20 protein-coding genes and 1 tRNA gene are annotated in these 22,322 nt (G+C 55.4%); 10 read left to right on the forward strand and 11 right to left on the reverse strand.

The annotated features are described in order from the left end of the window. Nucleotides 1-5: 5 nt before the first annotated feature. From dppC to ACFX4U_RS07855, 8 genes are all read right to left on the reverse strand, one after another. Nucleotides 6-908 carry a dipeptide ABC transporter permease DppC gene (dppC, locus tag ACFX4U_RS07820; protein WP_200551247.1) on the reverse strand — a complete coding sequence of 301 codons (903 nt, stop codon included), beginning with the start codon at nucleotides 906-908 and terminating at the stop codon, nucleotides 6-8. A 9-nt stretch (nucleotides 909-917) separates the two neighbouring features. Then, complete coding sequence (gene dppB, locus ACFX4U_RS07825) at nucleotides 918-1,937, reverse strand: dipeptide ABC transporter permease DppB (RefSeq protein WP_318367084.1); 1,020 nt, start codon at nucleotides 1,935-1,937, stop codon at nucleotides 918-920. A gap of 108 nt (nucleotides 1,938-2,045) precedes the next feature. Then, a complete protein-coding gene (gene dppA / locus ACFX4U_RS07830) occupies nucleotides 2,046-3,653 on the reverse strand; it encodes a dipeptide ABC transporter periplasmic-binding protein DppA (protein WP_200551246.1) in 1,608 nt (535 codons plus the stop codon). Nucleotides 3,654-4,329: 676 nt separating this feature from the next. Beyond that, a tRNA-Pro gene (locus ACFX4U_RS07835) sits at nucleotides 4,330-4,406 on the reverse strand. 91 nt (nucleotides 4,407-4,497) lie between these two features. Continuing rightward, a complete protein-coding gene (gene eptB, locus ACFX4U_RS07840) occupies nucleotides 4,498-6,180 on the reverse strand; it encodes a kdo(2)-lipid A phosphoethanolamine 7''-transferase (RefSeq protein WP_305734713.1) in 1,683 nt (560 codons plus the stop codon). Between the two features lie 215 nt (nucleotides 6,181-6,395). Beyond that, entirely contained in the window at nucleotides 6,396-6,827 is a 432-nt protein-coding gene (locus ACFX4U_RS07845) for an organic hydroperoxide resistance protein (protein ID WP_007369567.1), read from the reverse strand. A 115-nt stretch (nucleotides 6,828-6,942) separates the two neighbouring features. Beyond that, nucleotides 6,943-8,145 carry an MFS transporter gene (locus ACFX4U_RS07850; protein WP_200551244.1) on the reverse strand — a complete coding sequence of 401 codons (1,203 nt, stop codon included), beginning with the start codon at nucleotides 8,143-8,145 and terminating at the stop codon, nucleotides 6,943-6,945. A 242-nt stretch (nucleotides 8,146-8,387) separates the two neighbouring features. Then, complete coding sequence (locus tag ACFX4U_RS07855) at nucleotides 8,388-9,077, reverse strand: autotransporter domain-containing protein (protein ID WP_200551243.1); 690 nt, start codon at nucleotides 9,075-9,077, stop codon at nucleotides 8,388-8,390. A 148-nt stretch (nucleotides 9,078-9,225) separates the two neighbouring features. Here ACFX4U_RS07855 and tag point away from each other — a divergent pair, with 148 nt between their 5' ends. Then, nucleotides 9,226-9,804 (forward strand): DNA-3-methyladenine glycosylase I, encoded by a 579-nt coding sequence (tag, locus tag ACFX4U_RS07860; RefSeq protein WP_313509414.1) that lies wholly within the window; start codon nucleotides 9,226-9,228, stop codon nucleotides 9,802-9,804. Next, a complete protein-coding gene (locus ACFX4U_RS07865) occupies nucleotides 9,785-10,231 on the forward strand; it encodes an N-acetyltransferase (RefSeq protein WP_175273639.1) in 447 nt (148 codons plus the stop codon). Before tag ends, ACFX4U_RS07865 begins: the two co-directional genes overlap by 20 nt. Here ACFX4U_RS07865 and ACFX4U_RS07870 read toward each other — a convergent pair. Next, a complete protein-coding gene (locus ACFX4U_RS07870) occupies nucleotides 10,194-12,524 on the reverse strand; it encodes a molybdopterin guanine dinucleotide-containing S/N-oxide reductase (protein WP_313509416.1) in 2,331 nt (776 codons plus the stop codon). The two genes, ACFX4U_RS07865 and ACFX4U_RS07870, sit on opposite strands and share 38 nt — an antisense overlap. 190 nt (nucleotides 12,525-12,714) lie before the next feature. On the opposite strand from ACFX4U_RS07870, the gene ACFX4U_RS07875 reads away from it, so the two are divergent. The 5 genes from ACFX4U_RS07875 to ghrB all read left to right on the forward strand — a co-directional run bounded on the left by ACFX4U_RS07875 (nucleotide 12,715) and on the right by ghrB (nucleotide 17,880). After that, complete coding sequence (locus tag ACFX4U_RS07875; RefSeq protein ID WP_313509419.1) at nucleotides 12,715-13,731, forward strand: LacI family DNA-binding transcriptional regulator; 1,017 nt, start codon at nucleotides 12,715-12,717, stop codon at nucleotides 13,729-13,731. A gap of 112 nt (nucleotides 13,732-13,843) precedes the next feature. Continuing rightward, nucleotides 13,844-14,605: a sugar phosphate isomerase/epimerase gene (locus tag ACFX4U_RS07880; protein ID WP_313509422.1), complete on the forward strand. Its 762-nt coding sequence runs from the start codon at nucleotides 13,844-13,846 to the stop codon at nucleotides 14,603-14,605. Further along, entirely contained in the window at nucleotides 14,598-15,539 is a 942-nt protein-coding gene (locus ACFX4U_RS07885) for a sugar kinase (protein ID WP_313509425.1), read from the forward strand. Before ACFX4U_RS07880 ends, ACFX4U_RS07885 begins: the two co-directional genes overlap by 8 nt. 80 nt (nucleotides 15,540-15,619) lie before the next feature. After that, entirely contained in the window at nucleotides 15,620-16,909 is a 1,290-nt protein-coding gene (locus ACFX4U_RS07890) for an MFS transporter (RefSeq protein ID WP_313509428.1), read from the forward strand. After that, on the forward strand, nucleotides 16,906-17,880 hold the full coding sequence (ghrB, locus tag ACFX4U_RS07895) for a glyoxylate/hydroxypyruvate reductase GhrB (RefSeq protein ID WP_313509431.1): 975 nt from the start codon (nucleotides 16,906-16,908) through the stop codon (nucleotides 17,878-17,880). Before ACFX4U_RS07890 ends, ghrB begins: the two co-directional genes overlap by 4 nt. 57 nt (nucleotides 17,881-17,937) lie before the next feature. On the opposite strand, the gene ACFX4U_RS07900 is transcribed toward ghrB, so the two are convergent. Then, a complete protein-coding gene (locus ACFX4U_RS07900; protein ID WP_065369626.1) occupies nucleotides 17,938-18,651 on the reverse strand; it encodes a DUF3053 domain-containing protein in 714 nt (237 codons plus the stop codon). A 390-nt stretch (nucleotides 18,652-19,041) separates the two neighbouring features. Here ACFX4U_RS07900 and ACFX4U_RS07905 point away from each other — a divergent pair, with 390 nt between their 5' ends. After that, nucleotides 19,042-19,335: an HTH-type transcriptional regulator gene (locus ACFX4U_RS07905; RefSeq protein WP_305734705.1), complete on the forward strand. Its 294-nt coding sequence runs from the start codon at nucleotides 19,042-19,044 to the stop codon at nucleotides 19,333-19,335. 45 nt (nucleotides 19,336-19,380) lie between these two features. Here ACFX4U_RS07905 and ACFX4U_RS07910 read toward each other — a convergent pair whose 3' ends face one another. Next, a complete protein-coding gene (locus tag ACFX4U_RS07910) occupies nucleotides 19,381-20,898 on the reverse strand; it encodes an ATP-binding cassette domain-containing protein (RefSeq protein WP_380217949.1) in 1,518 nt (505 codons plus the stop codon). Between the two features lie 413 nt (nucleotides 20,899-21,311). On the opposite strand from ACFX4U_RS07910, the gene ACFX4U_RS07915 reads away from it, so the two are divergent. Together ACFX4U_RS07915 and ACFX4U_RS07920 are read left to right on the forward strand one after the other, a co-directional pair. Next, nucleotides 21,312-21,683 (forward strand): response regulator, encoded by a 372-nt coding sequence (locus ACFX4U_RS07915; protein WP_313509440.1) that lies wholly within the window; start codon nucleotides 21,312-21,314, stop codon nucleotides 21,681-21,683. Next, nucleotides 21,680-22,321: a chemotaxis protein CheC gene (locus ACFX4U_RS07920; protein ID WP_249880206.1), complete on the forward strand. Its 642-nt coding sequence runs from the start codon at nucleotides 21,680-21,682 to the stop codon at nucleotides 22,319-22,321. The genes ACFX4U_RS07915 and ACFX4U_RS07920 overlap by 4 nt, the downstream gene beginning before the upstream one ends. The last annotated feature ends 1 nt before the right edge of the window (nucleotide 22,322 follow it).

A 22,322-nucleotide genomic window follows, 5' to 3' on the forward strand; every position in this document is an offset into this window, starting at 1 on the left:
GCCTCTTACTGCTTCAGTTTGGGGTCGAGCGCATCACGCAGGCCGTCACCCATCAGGTTAAATGCCAGCACCGTCAGCAGGATCGCAACACCGGGGAAGGTCACGACCCACCAGGCACTTTGTGCGAACTGCAACACGTCGGAGAGCATGGTGCCCCACTCCGGTGTTGGCGGCTGCGCACCCATGCCAAGGAAGCCAAGGGCGGCCATATCGAGAATGGCGTTGGAAAAACCAAGCGACGCCTGAACAATCAGCGGCGCAAGGCAGTTAGGGAAAATATTGACGAACATCTGGCGCATCGCGCCTGCGCCGGCCACGCGGGAAGCGGTGACATAGTCGCGGTTCACTTCCACCAGCACCGCCGCGCGCGTCAGACGCACATAGTGCGGCAAGGCAACAAAGGTTAGCGCCAGCGAGGCGTTAACTATCGACGGGCCGAAAATAGCCACCAGCACCAGCGCCAGCAGCAGGCTTGGCAGCGCCAGCATGATATCGACGATACGCATAATGATATTGTCGATAACGCCGCCGAAGTAACCGGCGACCAGACCGAGGATAATCCCGGCGATCAGCGACAGTACAACCACCAGACAGCCGACCAGCAGCGACAGACGCGCGCCGAACATCAGGCGCGACAGCGTATCGCGGCCAACGTCATCAGTACCGAGGATGTGCGTCCAGGTGCCGCCATCCTGCCAGACCGGCGGCGCAAGCAGCGCATCGCGGAACTGATCCGCCGGGTTATGCGGGGCGAGGAAGTTGGCGAACACGGCGATGATCAGCATGATCACCACATAAACCAGCCCGACCACCGCGCCTTTGTTGCGTTTGAAATAGTGCCAGAACTCCTGCAGCGGGGTCATCGGCACCGGTGCGGAGACAACTTTATTTTCAGTGACTTGTGACATGATGGCCCCTTACTTCTTATGCCGAATACGCGGGTTCACCACGCCGTAAAGCAGGTCGACCAGCAGGTTGACGAGGATAATCATCGTCGCGACCAGCAATACCCCGCCCTGCACCACCGGATAGTCACGGCGTTGCAGTGCATCAATCAACCAGCGCCCCAGACCAGGCCAGGAGAAGATGGTTTCCGTCAGGATCGCGCCCGCCAGCAGCGTGCCGACCTGTAAGCCAATCACCGTCACCACCGGCAGCATCGCGTTGCGCAGCGCGTGAACGATGATCACGCGCAGACGGGTCAGCCCCTTCGCGCGCGCAGTGCGGATATAATCTTCACCCAGCACTTCCAGCATTGACGAACGCGTCATACGCACAATCACCGCCAGCGGAATCGTACCGAGCACGATGGCGGGCAGGATCATGTGCGCAACGGCATCGATGAAGTTTCCGTCCTCGCCCCAGATGGCGGTATCAATCAGCATAAACCCGGTCAATGGGTTGCTGTCGTCGAGGAACACCATATCGCTGACGCGCCCGGAAACCGGGGTCAGATTCAGTTGTACCGAGACCAGCATAATCAGCATCATGCCCCACCAGAAGATAGGCATGGAATAACCGGTCAGCGCGAGGCTCACGGCGGTGTGATCGAAGATGGAACCGCGCTTCACAGCGGCCATTACGCCCACCGGAATACCTACGGCTACCGCAAAAATCATGGCGCAGATGCCGAGTTCCAGCGTCGCTTTAAAACGCGGTACGAACTCGTCCCACACCGGAAGACGGCTTTTCAGCGACATGCCTAAATCACCATGCAGCACGCCCCACACATAGTTGACGTATTGCTCCCATAGCGGCTTGTCGAGACCAAGCTCGGCCAGCAACTGGGCGTGACGCTCAGGAGAGATACCACGCTCACCCGCCATGATCATTACCGGGTCGCCGGGGATCATATGGACAAAGGCAAAGGTGAGAAGGGTGATACCGATAAACGTTGGGATAACCAGCCCCAAACGTCGGAGAATGAACTGCAACATAACCCGGATTCTCAGTAGTGACGCTACGCCTGGCGACGGCGCGTCTGTATTGCTCACAAATGTAAATTCCCCCTCCCCAGAGGGGAGAGGGAAAAGGCACCGTGCTTATTATTCAACAGACACGTTTTCGAAGTGGTGTTTACCTAACGGATCAACCACATAGCCTTTGACTTCTTTACGCACTGGCTCATAAACGGTGGAGTGAGCGACGATCAGCGCCGGAGCCTGGTCATGCATCACCACCTGAGCCTGTTTGTACAGTTCAACACGCTTGTTGTGGTCGTCGGTGGCGCGCGCCGGTTGAATCAGATCTTCAAACGGCTTGTAGCACCAGCGAGAGTAGTTGGAGCCGTCTTTAGCCGCTGCGCAGCTGAACAGGGTCGCGAAGAAGTTATCCGGATCCCCGTTATCGCCGGTCCAGCCCATCATTACCGCCTGGTGTTCGCCCGCTTTCGCGCGCTTCAGGTATTCACCCCACTCATAGGTAACGATTTTGGCTTGTACGCCCACTTTCGCCCAGTCAGCCTGAATCATCTCGGCCATACGGCGAGCGTTCGGGTTGTACGGACGCTGTACTGGCATTGCCCACAGCTCAACGGTAAAGCCTTTATCCTGGCCGGCTTCTTTCAGCAGCTGTTTCGCCTTCTCAGGATCGTAGGTGTAGTCTTTAACGTCGTCGTTATAGCCCCACATGGTCGGCGGGATCAGGTTTTTCGCCGCAACGCCCGCGCCCTGGTAAACCGCTTTAATGATCGCTTCTTTGTTTACCGCGTAAGTCAGCGCCTGACGCACTTTCACGTCATCAAACGGTTTCTTCTCGGTGTTGAAGGACATGTAACCGACGTTCAGGCCAGCCTGCTCCATCAGGTTAATGTTTTTGTCCTGCTTCATACGCGCGATGTCAGCCGGGTTCGGGTACGGCATAACCTGGCACTCGTTTTTCTGCAGTTTGGCATAACGTACGGACGCGTCAGGCGTGATGGAGAAGACCAGACGATCGATTTTCGGCTTGGTGCCCCAGAAACCTTCAAACGCTTTGTACAGAATGCGGGAGTCTTTTTGGTATTGCAGCAGCTGGAACGGACCAGTACCGATCGGATCCAGGTCAACTTTATCCGGCGTGCCCGCTTTCAGCATGTTATCGGCGTACTCTTTAGACAGAATGGACGCGAAGTCCATCGCCAGGTCAGCCAGGAACGGTGATTCCGGGCGAGTCAGCACGAACTGAACGGTGTTGTCGTCGACTTTCTTCACTTCGCTAATCAGGTCCGGCAGGCCCATGCCTTCAAAGTACTCGTAGCTGCCGCCAGAGATTTTGTGGTACGGGTTCTGATCGTTTTTCTGACGATCGAAGGAGAAGACGACGTCATCGGCGTTGAATTCACGCGTCGGTTTGAAATCTTTGTTGTCCTGCCACTTCACGCCTTTACGCAGGTGGAAAGTGTAGGTTTTGCCATCGGCGCTGATATCCCACTTCTCAGCCAGACCCGGAATCACTTCCGTGGTGCCGGTTTTGAATTCTACCAGGCGGTTATAGATTGGCACGGAGCTGGCATCGTAAGTGGTACCAGAGGTGAAAAGCTGTGGGTTAAAGCCTTCAGGCGAGCCTTCAGAACAATAAACCAGGGTTTTAGCCTGCACGCTTGCCGCGACGGTCATTGCCACCAGGCTAAGACCGAGCTTCAGCATCCCTGACTTCTTCAAGGAAATACTCATTGATTCTGCTCCAATGTGATATGTGTTGTTACCCATGCAGTGGGTATATCCGACAGCCCTTTATTAGATTTTTACCCGGTCTGGTCGGTTGTGCCCGAAGGCGTTATGAGAGATGGGGATTCCTTTCACAAGGTTGACTGAGTTGCAGTGCAGATTCTCCTTGAAATGCCCCTCACGCCCTACAATCTGTCAACAGAATGTCAAAACGTCAATACAGGTAACCGGGATTTACAACGACGGTGAGAATCGGTAAACAAAGTTTAAAAAAACTTCAGGCGCCTGTTTTCAGCAGGGAAATTTGTGCTAGCGGCAAGTAGCCAGAATAATGCGCTTATTAATTCGCCGTAATCAGTGATTAACATTCATGCATATAATGAAAAAATTCTTGCGAAATGCTGAATATATGAGCGATTAATGCCGCGAACGTTAAAACGCACAGGTGAAAATGCTGCCTCTATCCATAAGCAACGCGAAAAAAGATTCAAACATATATAAAAAAATACAATGGAATATCGCACAAAACAGTGAACTGGCAGCGGGAAATGGGGATAAGGGAGATTTCGGATGAAATGGCAGGTTTCGCTCTTCGCGTTGTCTCTCTTTTTTGGAAGGTTCTCATCCTCATTCGGACGCAGAAAGCAAAAAACCCAACCTTGCGGTTGGGTTTTTCTGAATTTGGTCGGTGATAGAGGATTCGAACCTCCGACCCCTTCGTCCCGAACGAAGTGCGCTACCAGGCTGCGCCAATCACCGAATGCGGGGCGCATCTTACTGCCGCCGACATGCCCCGTCAATCCCTTCGTGTAAAAAAGCTAACTGACTGGTGATAAAGCCAGCAAGCGGCTTATTTCGCCGCCTGCGACGGCAAATGGCACCAGTTGTTGTTCTCATTAATCCCGCCGTTCGGCGAGGTATAACCCAGGCATCCCATGATGGTGTCATACAGCTCAACATGGCGGCGCGGCGTTTTAAATGCCGCCTGCTGCTTGAGCTGCGCGAACATCTGCGCCTTCTGCGGATCCTGCAAATATTTGTCCGACATCCAGACCATCATCGGCACGCGGAATTGTTCCGGCGGCGCCATTTTGCGTGGTGTACCGTGCAGATGCTCTTTCTCATTGATCGACTCACCGTGATCGGCCGCATAGAACACAATCGCTTTGCGATCGCGCACCTTATCAATCACCGTATCGATAAAGTGATCCACATACGTCACCGAGTTATCGAAGGAGTTAATCAGCTCTTCCTTACTGCACTTATCATCCACGCTGACACATTCTGGCGTCCATTTCGCAAAGCTGCGCGGATAGCGCTGCGTGTAGTTAAAGTGCGAGCCTTTGGTATGCATAATAATCAAGCGCTTACCGGGAGTGCCTTTATCCAGAGAAGCCTGCATCTCATTAATCAGCAGCATATCATCGACGTTTTTGCCACGGTTGCGCGGCTCGGCGCCAATCTGCTCGCGATACGCAATGTTGTCGGCCATGGTGTTGCTGTAGAACCACATCTCGCTCTGCATAGCGTACAAATCGCTGGAAAAACCGAGCTGCTTCAGTACCGCAAAGACGTTTTGCTCTTTCAGCGTGCGCTGCGGGTTATCATCCGCCCCGCCCTCACGCACAAACATACAGCGCAGAGAGAGTTTGGTCGCGGTATCACAGGAGTAACCACGGAACGCCACCAGGTTTTTCTCCTGCGCCAGTTTCGGCGTGGTATCACGGGAATAGCCCAGCATCCCCATATGATCCCAGCGAGTGGTCTCGCCGATAATAAACACCACCATGGTGTCATCGATATCTTTCGGCGCGACATAGGTAAATTTTTTCGCCGGGTTGATCAGCGATTTGTAGTCGGACGATTCATCCACCTGCGCCCAGGCATACAAGCCCAGCGCCGAAAGCCAGTTCGACGGCAGATAAGAGTTTGCCACCACGCCGCCGTAGCTTGGCATATCGACACCGGACGTCCGCTCCGAGTTTTTCTGCTGCAAATCAAGCAGGCGAATCGGCCCCCAGACCATTAAACCGGCCAGCAACACGATGCTCACGCTGCGAATGCGCGCGCCCGGCGTACTCAACTGGCGCAGCAATGTGTCACGACAGCGGTTACTCCAGATAGAAAGCAACGGCAGCGCGCTGACCAGCACTACCCAAACGATAAGCTGCCAGCCCACCACCTCTTTGGAGAGATCGATATCCGTGGTCATCACCGAGGCGATAATGCCGTAACCAATCACCACGTTGAGAAACGTCATGTAATAGCTGGCGGCCGCGGAGAAAATAACCACCAGCGACGCCAGCACACGCCAAACCCGGCGGCCCAGCAGCGACAAAAGGCGGAGCAAAAAGAAGGTGACCAGCACCGTACCAATAAGCTCAACAACCGCAGAGAGTCCTTTCAAAACGGTGAACGCTTGTGCGTAACCATCGAATCGACGGTAGAACACAGCGCTATTCATAAACAGACCGATATATATCGCCAGCAGGAAGCTCAGCTTCTGCTGCGTCATCGCTTTGATAAAAGTCATGCAAGCAACTCTGAAGGAAGAAAAAAACACCTGGCGAGCGTTATTCGCTAACGTCCGCAGGGTGATAAGTCGCGCAGGAAGTTTTTCCCGGAAACTCCTAAAGCGCGCTAAGTAGACCATAGCGGCGGGAAAAAGTGTCATGAGGAAGTGCTAACCGGCCATATATTTACAAAAAAATATGGCCGGGGTCAGAAAACCGTAACAGAGATGGGCTATCAGGAGGTGATCACGTTCAGCTTCACATCAATATTGCCACGGGTCGCATTCGAGTACGGGCAAACGATGTGTGCTTTCTGCACCAGCGCTTCCGCTTCCTGGTGATCCATGCCTGGCAGGTGAATATCCAGCTGCGCTTCAATGCCAAAACCGGTCGGCAACGGGCCAATGCCTACCTGCCCTTCAATATAAGCATCTTGCGGCACTTTCTTTTTCTCTACCGACGCAACATGTTTCAGCGCTCCAAGGAAGCAGGCGGAATAACCTGCGGCAAAAAGCTGCTCGGGGTTGGTCACTTCACCGCCCGCGCCGCCCATCTCTTTCGGCACGCCCAGCTTCACATCCAGCACGCCATCAGAAGAGGTTGCACGGCCATCGCGGCCCCCGGTTGCTTTCGCTTTCGCACGATAAACCACTTTTTCTAAAGACATTTGAGACTCCTTTAGTAGGTAGAACCTGACCAATAAGGATAGTCGCTCTGGCGGGAGTGTGCGGCAGATACAGAAAAACCGCCGACATTGCGGCGGTTTCTGCACAATTTTACTTTCAGGCGTGTGCTTCTTTGTAAACGCGGCGTTGCGGCTGGCGAATGGTGGTAGAGAGCGCCAGGGAAACAATCAGCAGGGCGAAGATGACGCAGAAGGTGACATAAAAGCCGCCAAACAGCGAAGCAATAATCGACCCGCAGATACTGCCGATACCGAAGCCCAGATAAATCACACCGTAGTTTTTCGCCAGATTGTTCAGGCCGAAGAACTCGCTCACTAGCGACGGGAACACGGTAATTGTGCCGCCGAAGTTAAAGGCAACGCAGGCAATCGCCATGAAGAAGGTCATGGCATTTAGCGGTGCGAAAAGCAGCGCCGCCATACCGACCAGAGAAATCACCTGGCCCAGCGTAATCACACGGATGCGGGCAATTTTGTCAGACAGCACGCCAAGCACCAGGCGGCCACTCAGGTTAGCGATGGCAATCACGGTTACCGCATTTGCCGCGGTCGCGACATCCAGATGTACCATGCCCTGCGCAATATCTTTCGCCACACCAATCACATACAGGCCGCTCATGCAGGCGGTCAGGAACATCACCGCCAGCATCCAGTACTGCGGTTTACGCATTGACTGCGCCAGGGTGAAGTCGTTTTCTACCACGCCATTCACCGTCGAGACTTTTTGCAGCGGCGCATCGGTCATCAGCATCGCGCCAAAAACGATCATTACCAGCACAATCGCGCCCCAGATCATAAATGTACTTTCCAGGCCGACGCTGGCTAACAGCTGGCTGTCGATAAATTTAAAACCCAGGCTGCCAAGGCCATAAGAACCGATAGAGAACGCGGAGATCAGCCCTTTGCGTTCCGGGAACCACTTCACGCAGTTGGAAAGCGTCAGCAGGTAACCTGCACCGTCCGCCAGACCGACCAACACACCGGCGCTCAGCCACAACATCAGCAGGTTGCTGGAGTGCGCAGTCAGGAAGAAACCCAGCCCCAGTAGCAGACCGGAAGCGATAGTGACGCGTTTTACGCCAAAACGTTCCTGTAATTTCCCGGCGACAGAAGAAGAGAGCGCCAGACCAAGGCTCAGCAGGCCAAACGAGAAAGCCACCTGGCTTACCGGCTCGCCCAGTTTTTCGGAAAGCGAGCTATTAAACAGGCTCCAGGTATAAACAGACCCTAATGCAAACTGCGTAATAATGGTGCCGAACAGTGTCAGCCAGCGAGTGCGATTAGCAGATGGTGTATTCATGGCAGTCGTCCTGCAAAGAAAGAGAAGGAATTCACTGCCGACAACAATAACGAAGCGCATTTCACACCTGGTTAAAAAAGGCATGAAATGCGCGTCAGAAGGAATGAAATGCACGTAAGCGGGAATGAATGGCACGGGCAACACGTCCCGCGCCGAATCGTAAATGTGAGTTAGTACATACTATCGCGCTAAAAGGCGCGACGATTGTTTCTTAAGTGTAAAAAGTTTGTTTTAAATAGAGATCAGAAACGTGCGCTTACGCCCATGCTGTAAAGATAATTTTGCCCAAAGGTGGCATTTTCCGACTGCGACATTGCCGCATAAGCCGCCAGATGCGGATTCAACAGCATGTCCGCACCGAGTGTCACATCCATCCAGTTACCGTATTGGTTGGCGGCGGTTAAGCGGTAAAGCCCGGACTGACTCTTCCAGACATTTTCGCCAAATTGCTGGTTGAAACTGATTTGCGCCCACGGGCGAAGGTCGCCAAATCGGCTATCCACGCGCCAGCCGAGCGAGCTTACGCTGGCGTGCCACAGCGGATCGCTGTACTGCATGGTGGTCGCGCTGTCGCCAAATTCGTTATACATTGAGGTCATTGAGCCATCGTAATGCCACGCCGCAACCGGGCCGGTGGTCACGCGGCTTGCCAGCGGAATATTCAGGCCAATGCTCATGGTGCTAATGGAATCTAGCGGGGTTTCATCGGGCAGATTAAACGCCACGCCGGGCAAATTTTGCGTCGAGCGGATGCGCTCTTCAAGAATGTCGTTATAGCGCGGCTGCCGATCGCTATCCCAGGTGTAGCGTTCGGCGGTCACATTCAGTTTGTCGCTGCCACTGTATTCTTGCTGCCAGGCCGCTGCCGTCTGGCAAAAAAGCAGACAAGCAGGCAGCAGCACCAGCGAAAGGCCACTGCGGTTTATTTTCATCAAGTTGCGACTCCAGAGAAGAGCCGAATTCGGCGTAATTGTTATCGTTGTTTGTTAGGGTCAAGACCCTTTAATAAATATTGTCTTTCTGGGGTGCGCGTCAAGACAGGCAGAGGTTTATTTTACATATCACAGACGGAGTAAGGATATGCAGCGTTGTGGTTGGGTTACTCAGGATCCGCTTTATCTCGCTTACCATGATACCGAGTGGGGGGTTGCGCAAAAGGACGGTAAAAAGCTGTTCGAGATGATCTGCCTTGAGGGGCAACAAGCGGGGTTATCGTGGATTACCGTTTTGAAAAAAAGGGAAAACTACCGCAAAGCTTTCCACCAGTTTGATCCTGAACGCGTCGCGGCAATGACCGCTGAAGAGGTAGAAACTCTGCTGCAAGACGCCGGTATTATTCGTCATCGCGGCAAGATTGAAGCCATCATCGGCAACGCCCGCGCATACCTGGCGATGGCGCAAAACGGCGAGCCATTTTCAGAATTTGTCTGGGGTTTTGTTGATAACATCCCGCAACTCACTCAGGCCGCCACGCTTGTGGAAATCCCCACCTCCACTCCGGCGTCAGATGCGTTATCAAAAGCGCTGAAAAAACGCGGCTTCAAATTTGTCGGCACCACCATTTGCTACTCATTTATGCAGGCGTGCGGGCTGGTCAACGACCATATTACCGGCTGTTTCTGTCACCCCGGAGGAAAGCATGATCCGCGCGTGGCGTAGCAAGGATCTGTCGCCGTTGCTCACGCTGTGGATGGAGAGCACAAGCTTTGCCCATCCGTTTATTGATGTGCGTTACTGGCAGGACAGCGAAGCGCTAGTGCGTGACGCGTATTTGCCGGTGGCAAAAACCTGGGTCTGGGAAGAGAACGGCGAGCTGCAAGGCTTTATCAGTGTGATGGACGCGCAGTTTATCGGGGCGCTGTTTGTGCGCCCCGCCGCCATTGGTCGCGGCATTGGCAAAGCGCTGATGGATCACGCCAAACAGCGCTTTAACTGGCTAAGCCTTGAGGTGTATCAGAAAAACGTGCGGGCAGTGAACTTCTACCATGCGCAGGGCTTTCGTATCGAAGATAGCGCCTGGCAGGAAGAAACCCGCCACCCGACGTGGATCATGAACTGGCAGGCGGATCAAACGCCGTCAGCGTAAGCGCCGGCCCCTGATATTTCTCTACCCACGCCAGCGCCGTATTCCCGGCGCAACCATTGCCCAGCCGTGAGCTGGGCAAATCTTTAGTGAGCACATTCACCGCACCGTTTTTACAGATGCCGCCCGCAGCAGGGTCCAGATCCGGCCACGCGCCTTCGTGAATACAAATCACGCCAGGTTTAATCCCGTCGGTTACCACCGCGCCCGCCAGCACCTGCCCACGCTGATTCCACACACGCACCACATCACCAGCAACAATCCCGCGCGCTTTCGCATCGGCAGGATGCAGCGTGACAGGTTCGCGACCAGCAACGGCATACGTTTCCCGTAAGCGGGAATAGTTAAGCTGGCTGTGCAGGCGATGCGCCGGATGCGCAGACAATACCTGTAACTGCTGCGGTTGTGCGTTGCCGTGCCATTCGTCCGGCTCCAGCCACATTGGGTGTGGCGGACAATCGGCATAACCGAAGCTGTTAATCCGCTCGGAGAAAATTTCGATTTTTCCACTCGGCGTTTTCAACGGGTTAGCTTGCGGATCGCGACGGAAATCCGCAAAGCGAACGAAGCGCGCATGCTGCTCGCTCTCCGGCATTTCAATAAGCTGATTCGCCTGCCAGAACTCGGCGAACGGCGGCAGCGTCACCTGCTGGCTGGCACCGCGCTCGGCTGCGATGTTGTAAAACGTCTCCAGCCATTGCAGATCACTTTTGCCTTCGGTAAAACGCGCGCGGCCGCCCGGTTCCCAGCGTTCGCTCAGCTCAGCAAATACTTCCCAGTCATCGCGCGCTTCATATTGCGGCGCGACCACGCGCTTCATCGGCACCAGATGCTGATTGCTGTAATCACCGGTCATGGTGAGATCGTTACGCTCAAACGAGGTGGTTGCTGGCAGCACGATATCCGCGTGTTTCGCCGCCGCTGTCCAGAAGCATTCGGAAATCACCACCAGCTCCGGTTTTTGCCAGGCGCGAATCAGCCGGTTGGTATCCTGATGATGGGTAAAGTTCGCACCGCCCGCCCACCAGACAAAGCGAATATCCGGGAAGTGCCTGTCCATACCGTTGTGCTGATACGGCGCGCCGGGGTTTTCCAGCGCTTCAACAATGCGCGCAACGGGGATTTTATCCACCGCATCAATGCCGTCTTTCACCGTGCCCTGCATCGAGGCCAGCACCGCCGCGCGGCGCGTTGGGTTGCCGCCGTTGGCGAAATGGTAAGAGAGACCAAAACCGCCACCGGGTGTGCCGATTTGTCCCAGCATGGCCGCCAGCGTCACCAGCATCCAGTGTTTTTGCTCGCCGAACTGCTGGCGCTGCATTCCCCAGCCAGACATCAGCATGGTGGTGTTTTCGTGGAAAAGTGCTGCCAGTTCGCGAATTTTGTCGGCAGTAATGCCGCAAATCTCTGCCGCCCACTCGGCGGTTTTTGCCACACCGTCACGCTCACCCGTCAGGTAGGCAGAGAACGTGTCGAACCCGACAGTGCAGCGGGAGAGGAAATCCGCATCCTGCCAGCCATTTTCCACCAGCGTATGCGCAATACCGAGCATCAGCGCGACATCGGTTCCCATGTGTGGCGCAATCCACTCCATGCTGTCGCCAAAGAAATCAACGGTTTCCGAACGCATCGGATCGATACAGATCACCCGCTTGCCGCTTTTGCGCAGCGCGTCGAAATAGGGGATGCCCTGCTCGTCGCTGGCATTCCAGGCAATTTTCAGCGTGTTGAGCGGGTTAGCGCTCCACAGCACCACCACATCGCTATGCTCAAGAATAAGCGGCCAGCTGGTCTGCTGCTGATAGACTTCGTTGCCGCCAACGACATGCGGCATGATAGCCTGCGCCGCACCAGTAGAGTAATCGCCCAGATGCCCGGTATAGCCTCCGGCAAGGCTCATATAGCGTTGCAACAAGGTCGCCGCTTTGTGCAGCACGCCGTTGGAGCGCCAGCCATAAGAACCGGCGAAAATCGACGAGGGACCATAGGTTTCACGGATGCGCTGGTGCTGCTGATGAATCAGCGTCAGCGCCTCATCCCAGCTCACGCGCACGAATTCATCCTGCCCGCGCACACCCTGCGGGCTGGAAGGCGAAGCGAGAAAACCTTTACGCACCATCGGGTAGCGCACGCGCGTTGGGCTATGCACCTGATCCTGCACAACAGTTTGCAGTGAGTTGGGGTGACGCGTCGGCAGCGCGCCGCGCGAAGCGAGCACGTTTTCGCCGTCGGTGTCGACCAGCATCGGCCCCCAGTGGGCAGCCGTGAGAACAGTTTTGATTGCAGAGTTTGCCAACGCGCGCTCCTGGATTGATTGCAGGTGGTGTCGATTTTGTTTTGCGCTCTATCATCCACAGCGGCAGCGCGATAGCAAAGAATTAAACGTCATTACGCTCACACTGCAGGTGATAAGCCTCGCTTAGTGCTTGATTGCGCGCTATTTCGCGCTAAGGTGTGGGCAACCATTCACGGCGAGGGAAGCAATCATGGCAAAAACGGCGCGGCCAACAATCAGTGATGTCGCGAAAGCGGCAAAAACGGGAAAAACCAGTATTTCACGCTACCTGAATGGTGAAAAACATCTGCTTTCCGCCGCGCTGCTGGCACGTATCGAGCAGGCGGTGGCCGATCTCGACTACCGTCCAAGCCTGATGGCTCGTGGGTTAAAGCGCGGCCGCACCCGCTTGATTGGCCTGATCATCGCGGATATCACCAACCCCTACTCCGTGCATGTGCTGAGTGGCATTGAAGCCGCCTGTCGCGAAAAAGGGTTCACGCCGCTGGTGTGTAACACCAACAACGAAGTGGATCAGGAACTGCATTATCTTGACCTGCTGCGCAGTTACCAGGTGGAAGGCATTGTGGTTAACGCCGTAGGGATGCGTGAAGAGGGGCTAAACCGCCTGCAACAATCTTCACTGCCGATGGTGCTGATTGACCGCAAAATTCCCGATTTCGCCTGCGATGTGGTTGGGCTGGACAACACTCAGGCTGCCACGACCGCCACCGAGCACCTGATTGAACAGGGTTTTGAAGCGCTGCTGTTCCTGAGCGAACCGCTGGGCTCGGTGAATACCCGCCGAGAACGGCTGGCCGCCTTTCGCGCAACGCTTGCCCGTTATCCCGGCATGGTGGCGGAAAACGCCGAAATTGTGCTGCATGAAGCCGCGCAACTCGATAATACCCTGCGCCAGTTCCACGCCAGCCACCGGGGAATGCGCAAAGCCGTTATCTCCGCCAACGGCGCACTCACTCTGCAAGTGGCGCGTTCACTAAAACGTATCGGTCTGAACTGGGGCAGCGACATTGGTCTGCTCGGTTTTGATGAACTGGAGTGGGCCGAGCTGGCAGGCGTTGGCATCACCACCCTCAAACAACCGACCTGGCAAATTGGCTTTGCCGCCGTCGAGCAAGTCGTGCGGCGCATTGAAGGCCACAGCGACAAGGTTCGTGAACAGGTTTTTTCCGGCGAACTGATCGTTCGCGGTTCCACAGCGCGTTAAATAACCTTCGTGATGAGGATCATACTTCCGGCACAGCGATCTTTTCTTTGGAACCGGTTCCATCTAGCGTTAAAGACATACGAAAGCGAGAAAGTCGCCCGGGAGTCGGACAATGCAGAGAAAAATTATCGTCGTCACCGCCGCTTACGGCCACACGCAAATCGAGGCGCTGGGCGGGCAAATTGCCCTGCTGCCGATTATTGCCGAAGCCGGAGCCGACGGCGTTGAGATCCGCCGCGAACTGTTAAGCGAAGAGGCGTTAACCCATCTGGCCTCGCTGGCCTTCGCCATCGACCTGCACAATCTGCAAGTCTGTTATTCCGCGCCGGAAGCGCTGTTCGAAGCGGATGGCGCACTGAACCCGCGCTTACCGGCCTTGCTGGCAGAAGCGCGGACGCTGAAAGCTCAGTGGCTGAAAGTTTCGCTCGGCCACTTTCGCCACAATGCTGCCCTGGAAACGCTGCGCGACTGGCTGGCGACCAGTCCGGTGCCGCTGGTGGTGGAAAACGACCAGACCGCCTGCGGCAAACTCGCGCCAATGCTGCGCTTTAAAGCCGCCTGCCACACGCTTGCCTTGCCGGTGAGCCTGACCTTCGATACCGGTAACTGGCTATGGGTTGGCGAACACCCCGAAGAAGCCGCACGCCAGTTAGCGCCAGCGGTCAGTTATATCCATGTCAAAGCCGCCGTGACACATGGCGACAGTTTCCGTGCCGTACCGCCGGATACTGCCGATGCCCGTTGGCTGGCGCTGCTGAATAACTTACCGGCCGATGCGCCGCGCGGTATCGAATTCCCGCTCGAGGGCGAGGATCTGACCGCCGTTACCCGTCATTACGTTAATTTGTTACGCGAGGAGCCCCACCATGCATAAGCCGCTGGATGTCATCACGATTGGCGAAGCGATGGCGATGTTTGTCGCTACCGAAACCGGCGATCTGGCCGATGCCGGGCAGTTTATCAAGCGGGCGGCAGGCGCAGAGCTGAATGTCGCCACCGGGCTGGCGCGCCTGGGTTTGCAGGTCAGTTGGGTAAGCCGCGTCGGCGATGACAGCTTCGGGCGCTTTATCCTCACTACGCTGCGTAAAGAAAACATCGGTACTGCTGGCGTGACGCTCGACGGGCGTTATGCCACCGGTTTTCAACTGAAATCTAAAGCCGAAAATGGAACCGATCCCATCGTAGAGTACTTCCGTAAAGGCTCGGCGGCCAGCCACCTCTCAACAGACGATTTTCACGCAGCGCTGTTTAACGACGCCCGTCATTTACACCTCAGCGGCGTGGCGGCCGCGCTGTCCGTCTCTTCTTACGCATTGCTCGAACATGCGGCGCGGAGCATGAAAGCGCAGGGCAAAACCATCTCGTTTGACCCTAACCTGCGACCGGTGCTGTGGAAAAGCGAAGCGGAGATGGTGGAAAAACTCAACCGTCTCGCCTTCCAGGCCGACTGGGTTCTGCCAGGGTTGAAAGAGGGCTTCATCCTGACGGGCGAAAACACGCCGGAAGGGATTGCCGATTTCTATCTGCAACGCGGCGTCAAAGCGGTGGTGATCAAAACCGGTGCCGATGGCGCATGGTTTAAAACCGCCAGCGGAGAACAGGGCGCCGTTGCGCCAGTAAAAGTGGAGAACGTCGTCGATACGGTCGGTGCCGGGGACGGCTTCGCCGTAGGAGTAATAAGCGCCCTGCTGGAAGGCAAAACCTTGCCCGAAGCGGTGCGCCGCGGTAACACCATCGGCGCGCTGGCTATCCAGGTGCCGGGCGACAGCGAAGGATTGCCAACCCGTGCGGAGCTGGGCGCGCTGTAACGCCCCCCGCCGCCAAACATGATTTACCGCACTGTACCCTACAAACAGGCGGTTACCACCTCAACCACAGAGGCAACCTTATGAACGCTACAAATTCAACAAAACGCTGGCTGTATATCATGCCAATCGTGTTCATTACCTACAGCCTGGCCTATCTCGATCGCGCCAACTTTAGCTTTGCTTCCGCTGCCGGGATTAACGACGATTTAGGCATCACCAAAGGTGTCTCCTCGCTGTTAGGCGCGCTGTTCTTTCTTGGCTACTTCTTTTTCCAGATCCCCGGTGCGGTGTACGCCGAACGCCGCAGTGTACGTAAGCTGATCTTTATCTGCCTGATCCTGTGGGGCGGTTGCGCGTCGTTAACCGGCATGGTGAGTAATATCCCAATGCTTGCCGCCATTCGTTTTATCCTCGGCGTGGTGGAAGCCGCCGTGATGCCCGCGATGCTTATCTATATCAGCAACTGGTTTACCAAATCCGAACGTTCACGCGCGAACACGTTCCTGATCCTCGGTAACCCGGTGACCGTGCTGTGGATGTCGGTGGTGTCCGGTTATTTGATCCAGTCCTTCGGCTGGCGCGAAATGTTCATTATCGAAGGTATTCCGGCGGTGATTTGGGCGTTCTGCTGGTGGGTGTTGGTAAAAGACAAACCCGCGCAGGTGAACTGGCTGTCGAGTGATGAAAAAACCGCGCTGCAAACCCAGCTTGATAAAGAGCAGCAGGGCATCAAAGCGGTACGCAACTACAGCGAAGCCTTCCGCTCCCGCAATGTAGTGCTGCTGTGCCTGCAATATTTCGCCTGGAGTATTGGTGTCTATGGTTTTGTCCTGTGGCTGCCGTCGATTATTCGCAGCGGCGGTGAAAACCTGGGCATGGTGGAAGTCGGCTGGCTCTCCGCCGTGCCTTATCTGGCAGCGACGCTGGCGATGCTCCTCGCCTCGTGGGCATCGGACAAGCTGCAAAACCGTAAACTGTTCGTCTGGCCGCTGCTGCTGATTGGCGCGTTTGCTTTTATCGGCTCGTGGGCGGTTGGCGCGAACCACTTCTGGGTCTCTTATTCACTGCTGGTGGTTGCTGGCGCGGCGATGTACGCCCCTTATGGGCCTTTCTTCGCCATTATTCCTGAAATGCTGCCGCGCAACGTCGCCGGTGGGGCGATGGCGCTCATCAACAGTATGGGCGCGCTGGGCTCTTTCTGCGGCTCCTGGGTGGTGGGTTATCTCAACGGCGCAACCGGCAGCCCGTCCGCGTCGTACATTTTCATGGGGGTGGCGCTTTTTGCCTCCGTGTGGCTTACTTTAATTGTTAAGCCTGCTAACAATAAGCAGATTCCGGCAGGCGCACCATCACAAGGGAGAACCGCATGAAGCCATCCATCATCCTGTACAAAGCCTTGCCCGATGATTTGCTGCAACGTCTGGAAACGCATTTCACCGTGACCCGCGTGGCGAACCTGAAACCGGAAACGGTGGCGCAACACGCCGACGCCTTCGCCAGTGCGCAAGGGTTGCTGGGTTCCAGTGAAAAAGTGGACAGCGAACTGCTGGAAAAAATGCCGCAGCTACGCGCCACGTCGACTATCTCGGTAGGCTATGACAACTTTGATGTGGATGCGCTGAACGCGCGTAAAATCCTGCTGATGCACACCCCGACCGTGCTGACGGAAACGGTCGCCGATACCATCATGGCGCTGGTTCTGAGCAGCGCGCGCCGTGTGGTGGAAGTGGCCGAGCGGGTGAAAGTGGGCGAATGGACATCCGGCATTGGCCCAGACTGGTTTGGCATTGATGTGCACCATAAAACGCTGGGTATTATCGGCATGGGGCGCATCGGCCTTGCGCTGGCACAGCGCGCACACTTCGGTTTCGGCATGCCAATCCTTTACAACGCACGTCGCCACCACACCGAGGCGGAAGAGCGCTTCCAAGCCCGCTATTGCGATTTAGACACGCTGCTGAAAGAGTCCGATTTCGTTTGCCTGGTGCTGCCGCTGACGGACGAGACGCATCACCTGATTGGCAAGGTGCAGTTTGAGATGATGAAAAAATCGGCCATCTTTATCAACGCCGGGCGCGGCCCGGTGGTTGATGAAGCAGCGCTGATCGACGCGCTGAAAAACGGCGAGATCCACGCCGCCGGGCTGGATGTCTTTGAGCAAGAGCCGCTGCCGGTTGATTCGCCATTGCTGTCGCTGCCCAATGTTGTGGCGCTGCCGCACATCGGTTCTGCAACACATGAAACGCGCTACAACATGGCGGAGTGCGCGGTAGATAACCTGATCGACGCGCTGAACGGCAAGGTTGAGAAAAACTGCGTCAACCCGCAAGTGGCGAGCTAACGGCAAGCGCAATAAAAAAGAGGCGAACATGTCGCCTCTTTTTTTGCCTGCGCCAGATTACTGCTGTGTGGCAGCGACGGTTGCCGTCCAGGCCTGGTTGAACGCCTGATGCTGCGCCGCCAGCGGCGCAATCAGCGCGTTATACTGACTGGCCTGTTGCGACGTCGGGAACTGAATACCGTTGGCAACAAAGCTCACCTGCGTGTCCTGTTGAGCAATAAAATCACCCACCTGAACCAGTTGCTGAGTGAATACCTGTGCCGCCGGGATCAGCGGTTGCAACGCATTTGCCGGATTAGTGACCACTTTGGTAAACACCTGGTCATAAACCGGTTTCAGATCGTCAGCCTGTTTTAACGCGGCATGCGACGCATCGGCCTGCATTTTTGCGTTTTGCAGTTGCTGGCTCAGCACGCCCAGCGAACCGTTGGCCTGGCGAAGCGGTTCACGCTGCGTCATATAATCCTGCGGCACGCGGATAGCATTAACGCTGTCCACCACCGGACGCAGACCGGAGTCCATCGCCTGGTTAACCTGCTGGGAATAGCCATAAATCACGGCATAATCAGAGACAAACGGGCCAAACTGTTTTTTCTGATCCGCCGTCAGCGCGGGCAGTCGTTCGCTGCTGCGCATGGCCGTATTTTGCAGGAAATCGATAAACGCCTTGCGCTGATCGCCCTCTTTGTCAAAACACCCACTCAGGCTTACTACCATTAATAACGCCGCAAGAGACGCGAACCAGCGAGAGCAGGACTTTCCTGTCGCCATTTTGTTACTCCTTTCACCCATAAAAGCGCATACCGGCACACGCGTGCCTGAAGGCTTACAAGGATAGTCCAGGTCTGCTTCGCAAGATACCCCTTCAATGCATTCTTAAACGCGCGAAACCGACCTGGCATGAAATTTTCCGCGAATCTGTACAGATTATTCTTAATCGAAAATTCTGCTGAAGGTTTACAAAAATATACTGAATAAATGCAGCCTGAGAGTAATCAAGCAATTAAGCGGTAACGGCGTGTCAAAACGTGTATTTCAACAGCATCAAAACGTTTCGACGCATAAATAATCACTGGCGCAACCACCACACCAGGAATTTTCACGACTATTCTTAATGAGCTGTATCACGATCCCGCTGTGTGATTTTACGAGGAGTGCTCGATGGAATATAAAGATCCAGAATTTGAGCTGCTAAGCAGCCTGGAACAAATTGTTTTTAAAAAAGACCTAACGCAGCCGGTAACCCTGAGCAAAAAGCCGAATTTCTTTAGTGACTTTGAACAATTGCGACGTGGAACCGGGCTTAAAATTGATGACTTCGCTCGTGCCATGGGAGTCTCAGTATCGATGGTTCATGAATGGGAATCACAACGAATAAAACCCACTGCCACCGAGATGAAACTGATGCGTCTGATTCATGCGAACCCAACGCTCAGTAAGCAATTAATTGAATAAATAGTGATGGTAGAACCCCCGCTAATCCGGGGGTTAATGTCCACCTTACTCCGCTTCGCAGTACCAGCCCTCTTCCCGCCATACCAGACTGTGCGTAAGCGTTAATCCCTGCAGAAATGACGCATCATGAGACACCACCAGCATCGCGCCAGGAAATGTCGCCAGCGCCGCTTTTAACCGCTCGCCACCGCTCAGCGCCGCCAGCGGTAACACTACTTTATCTGCCCCCAGTTGCAGTTGCGCCAGACGGGTGCGCAGCAGGCCCTCCTCCATCGGCGTATCGCCAGCATTGAGATGCGCCAGCACCGACAGCGAGAGATCGAGCTGTGATAAATGCTGATCAAGGTACGCGCAGGTGACCGCGCGCTGACACCGACCGGCGCGGGGAGCCAGCTCGCCGAGGATCACTTTCAGTAGCGTCGATTTACCGCAACCATTCGGCCCACGCACCGCTACGCGCATCGGGCCATCCATACGCCAGTTAAGCGGAGCAAGCGCCACGTGCGGCAGCAGCAAATCCTCCATCACCAGCACCTGCTTACCGTCGGGAAGATGGCTGCCAGGCAGCGTAAACAGGACCGGCAACTCCTCTTCCACCCGCTCGCGCGCCTGGTTAACGGCAGCGTTAAGCGCCTCATTCTGGTCGCGGTGCTGCTTGCGCCAGCTATCGGGCCGCTCTTTCGCCGCGTTTTTGTATTTCACGCGTTCAAACGAGGCGATATTTAACGAATCGACGGTTCGCAGCGTCTGCGCCGAGCGCCGCTGGCTGGCATCATGCTCTTTCTGCATTCTGCTGCGGGTACGGCGACGCTCGTTGGCGGCGTGTTCAAGCATTGCCCGCGCGGCTTGCTGCTCTGCATCGCGCTGGCGCTGGTAGTCGCCATAATTACCGCCATAACTGCGCAACCCACTGGGCGTGAGTTCAAGAATGCGCGGCATCAGCGCCAACAGTTCGCGATCGTGAGTCGCCACCATCACCCCACCGTTTCGCTGCGCCAGCTGTGCGTAAAACCACTCACGCCCCTGCCTGTCGAGGTGGTTGGTCGGTTCATCCAGCAGCAGATAATCCGTCCTGGCGATAAACGCACTGCATAACAGTGCCCGCACGCGCTCGCCACCGCTCAGCGTAATGGCAGGTCTATTCGGGTCGAAAGCAGGAAGTCTGGCGTCAGAAAAAGCTGCTGCCAGGCGTTCCGGCAGATCCCAGTACCCTTCAAGTTTGTCGAGATCGTCGGGCTGGTAAGCGCCCTGTTCGACGCGCTCGCGGGCCGCGAAAACGTCTGTGTAACCCAGCAGTTCCGCAAGCGTGGTATGCGCAGAAACCGCGTGCTGCTGGGCAACATACGTATGCGTGCCGAAGCGTTCGATATGCCCGCCGGCAGGTGTGGCTAGCCCGGCAAGCAGACGGAGTAATTGCGTTTTGCCCACACCATTGCGCCCCACCAGGCCGCACAGCGACGGTTCAAGGGAGAGGGTAAGCGGGCCAAAAAGCGTCTCGCCCGTCGCAAACTGACAGGTGAGCTGATGCAAAATAAAAGCGGGGATCTGGGCGCAATGAGCCATAAGCACTCCTGAATGAAATCAATATATCCCCTGCTGACGCCTGCGCGTTTAGCAAGGATCCGAGTTCATCAGTCGTGTTTGTTCATTTTCAGAGGGCGCTCCGGTGAGACGAGAGGTTCGTCGGCGCAAAGAATAGTCGCATCATCTCCCCTCTTCAAGATTAAATTTTCACCATCTCGTCATAAAGAGGCTAATCATTTGCATGTTATTGCCGATGAATATGATGACTTAACTAAAAGTAGCAGGCCGTGCGTGTAAACCGGGAAGAGAATTTCACAAAGGAAACAACGAAACAGCGCGTTATGTGAAAACACAACGATGTTGAGACGTTAAGCCGCATTCATCAGGGAAGAGAGCCACCCCGGGCGCTTTGCATTGTCCTTTTCAGGCAATGAATAACCAGACGAGAATGAATGATGTCGAAATATATCCTGATTGTCGATGACAGCCGCCTGTCACGCATGATTTCACGCCAGTATGTGCTCAGCCTGCACAAGGACTGGAAAATCGACGAAGCCGGAACGGGCGAAGAGGCGATCGAACTGACATCAACGCGCATACCTTATGCTGTCTTGCTGGATGTAAACATGCCGGGTATTGGCGGCATGGAAACCGCTTCGCGCATCCGCCAGACGCACCCTGGCACGCATATCATTCTGCTCACCGCCAACGTTCAGCACTCCATCCAAACCGCTGCGCAAGCGCTCGGTCTTGGCTTTCTGCCAAAACCGCTGAAAGAGCCGCAACTCCACGCGTTGTTGAACAGCCTGGAGGCACATCCATGAGTGAATTGCCGGATATCAGCGAAATTGAAACCGACAGCCTGATGGAGATCTTCAACATCGGTGTCGGCCAGGCCGCCGCCGCAATGAGCAATATCGTCAATGAAGAAGTGCGGATGTCGGTGCCGACAATCCGCTTTACGCCGCGCTCTGAAGCTGCTGACGAGCTGGGAGCGGGCATCTCGTTATTCGGTATTAGCCAGCACTATCAGGGTGCTTATGCCACTGAAGCGATTTTGATGTTTCCTGAAGCCGCCAGTTTTGAAATTGTGCGCATGATGGTGGGTGACCTGATCCCCGCGCATGAGTTGGGCGAGATGGAACGCGAAGCGATGAGCGAAATTGGTAATATTGTGCTCAACGCCTGTGTCGGGACGCTGGCCAATATGTTCCAGAAAGAGCTCCAAGGTTCGCTGCCCGTCGTTCGTGTGGGCAGCAGCAAGCAGATCCTCAACCCGAATAAAGATGACAACGACCCGCTGGTGATGATGCTGCGCATCGATTTTGCGCTTGAGCGCCAGCAGATTCAGGGATATCTCGCCTTTATCCTTGATATGTCCGCGCTGCGCGACTTACGTGAACAGATCCGGCTTTATATCAGCCGCGTAGAAACCGGCAGTGTTCCAGACGGAATGCATTGAA

The organism is Kosakonia sp. YIM B13588, from assembly GCF_042788165.1.
Lineage (GTDB): Bacteria > Pseudomonadota > Gammaproteobacteria > Enterobacterales > Enterobacteriaceae > Kosakonia > Kosakonia sacchari.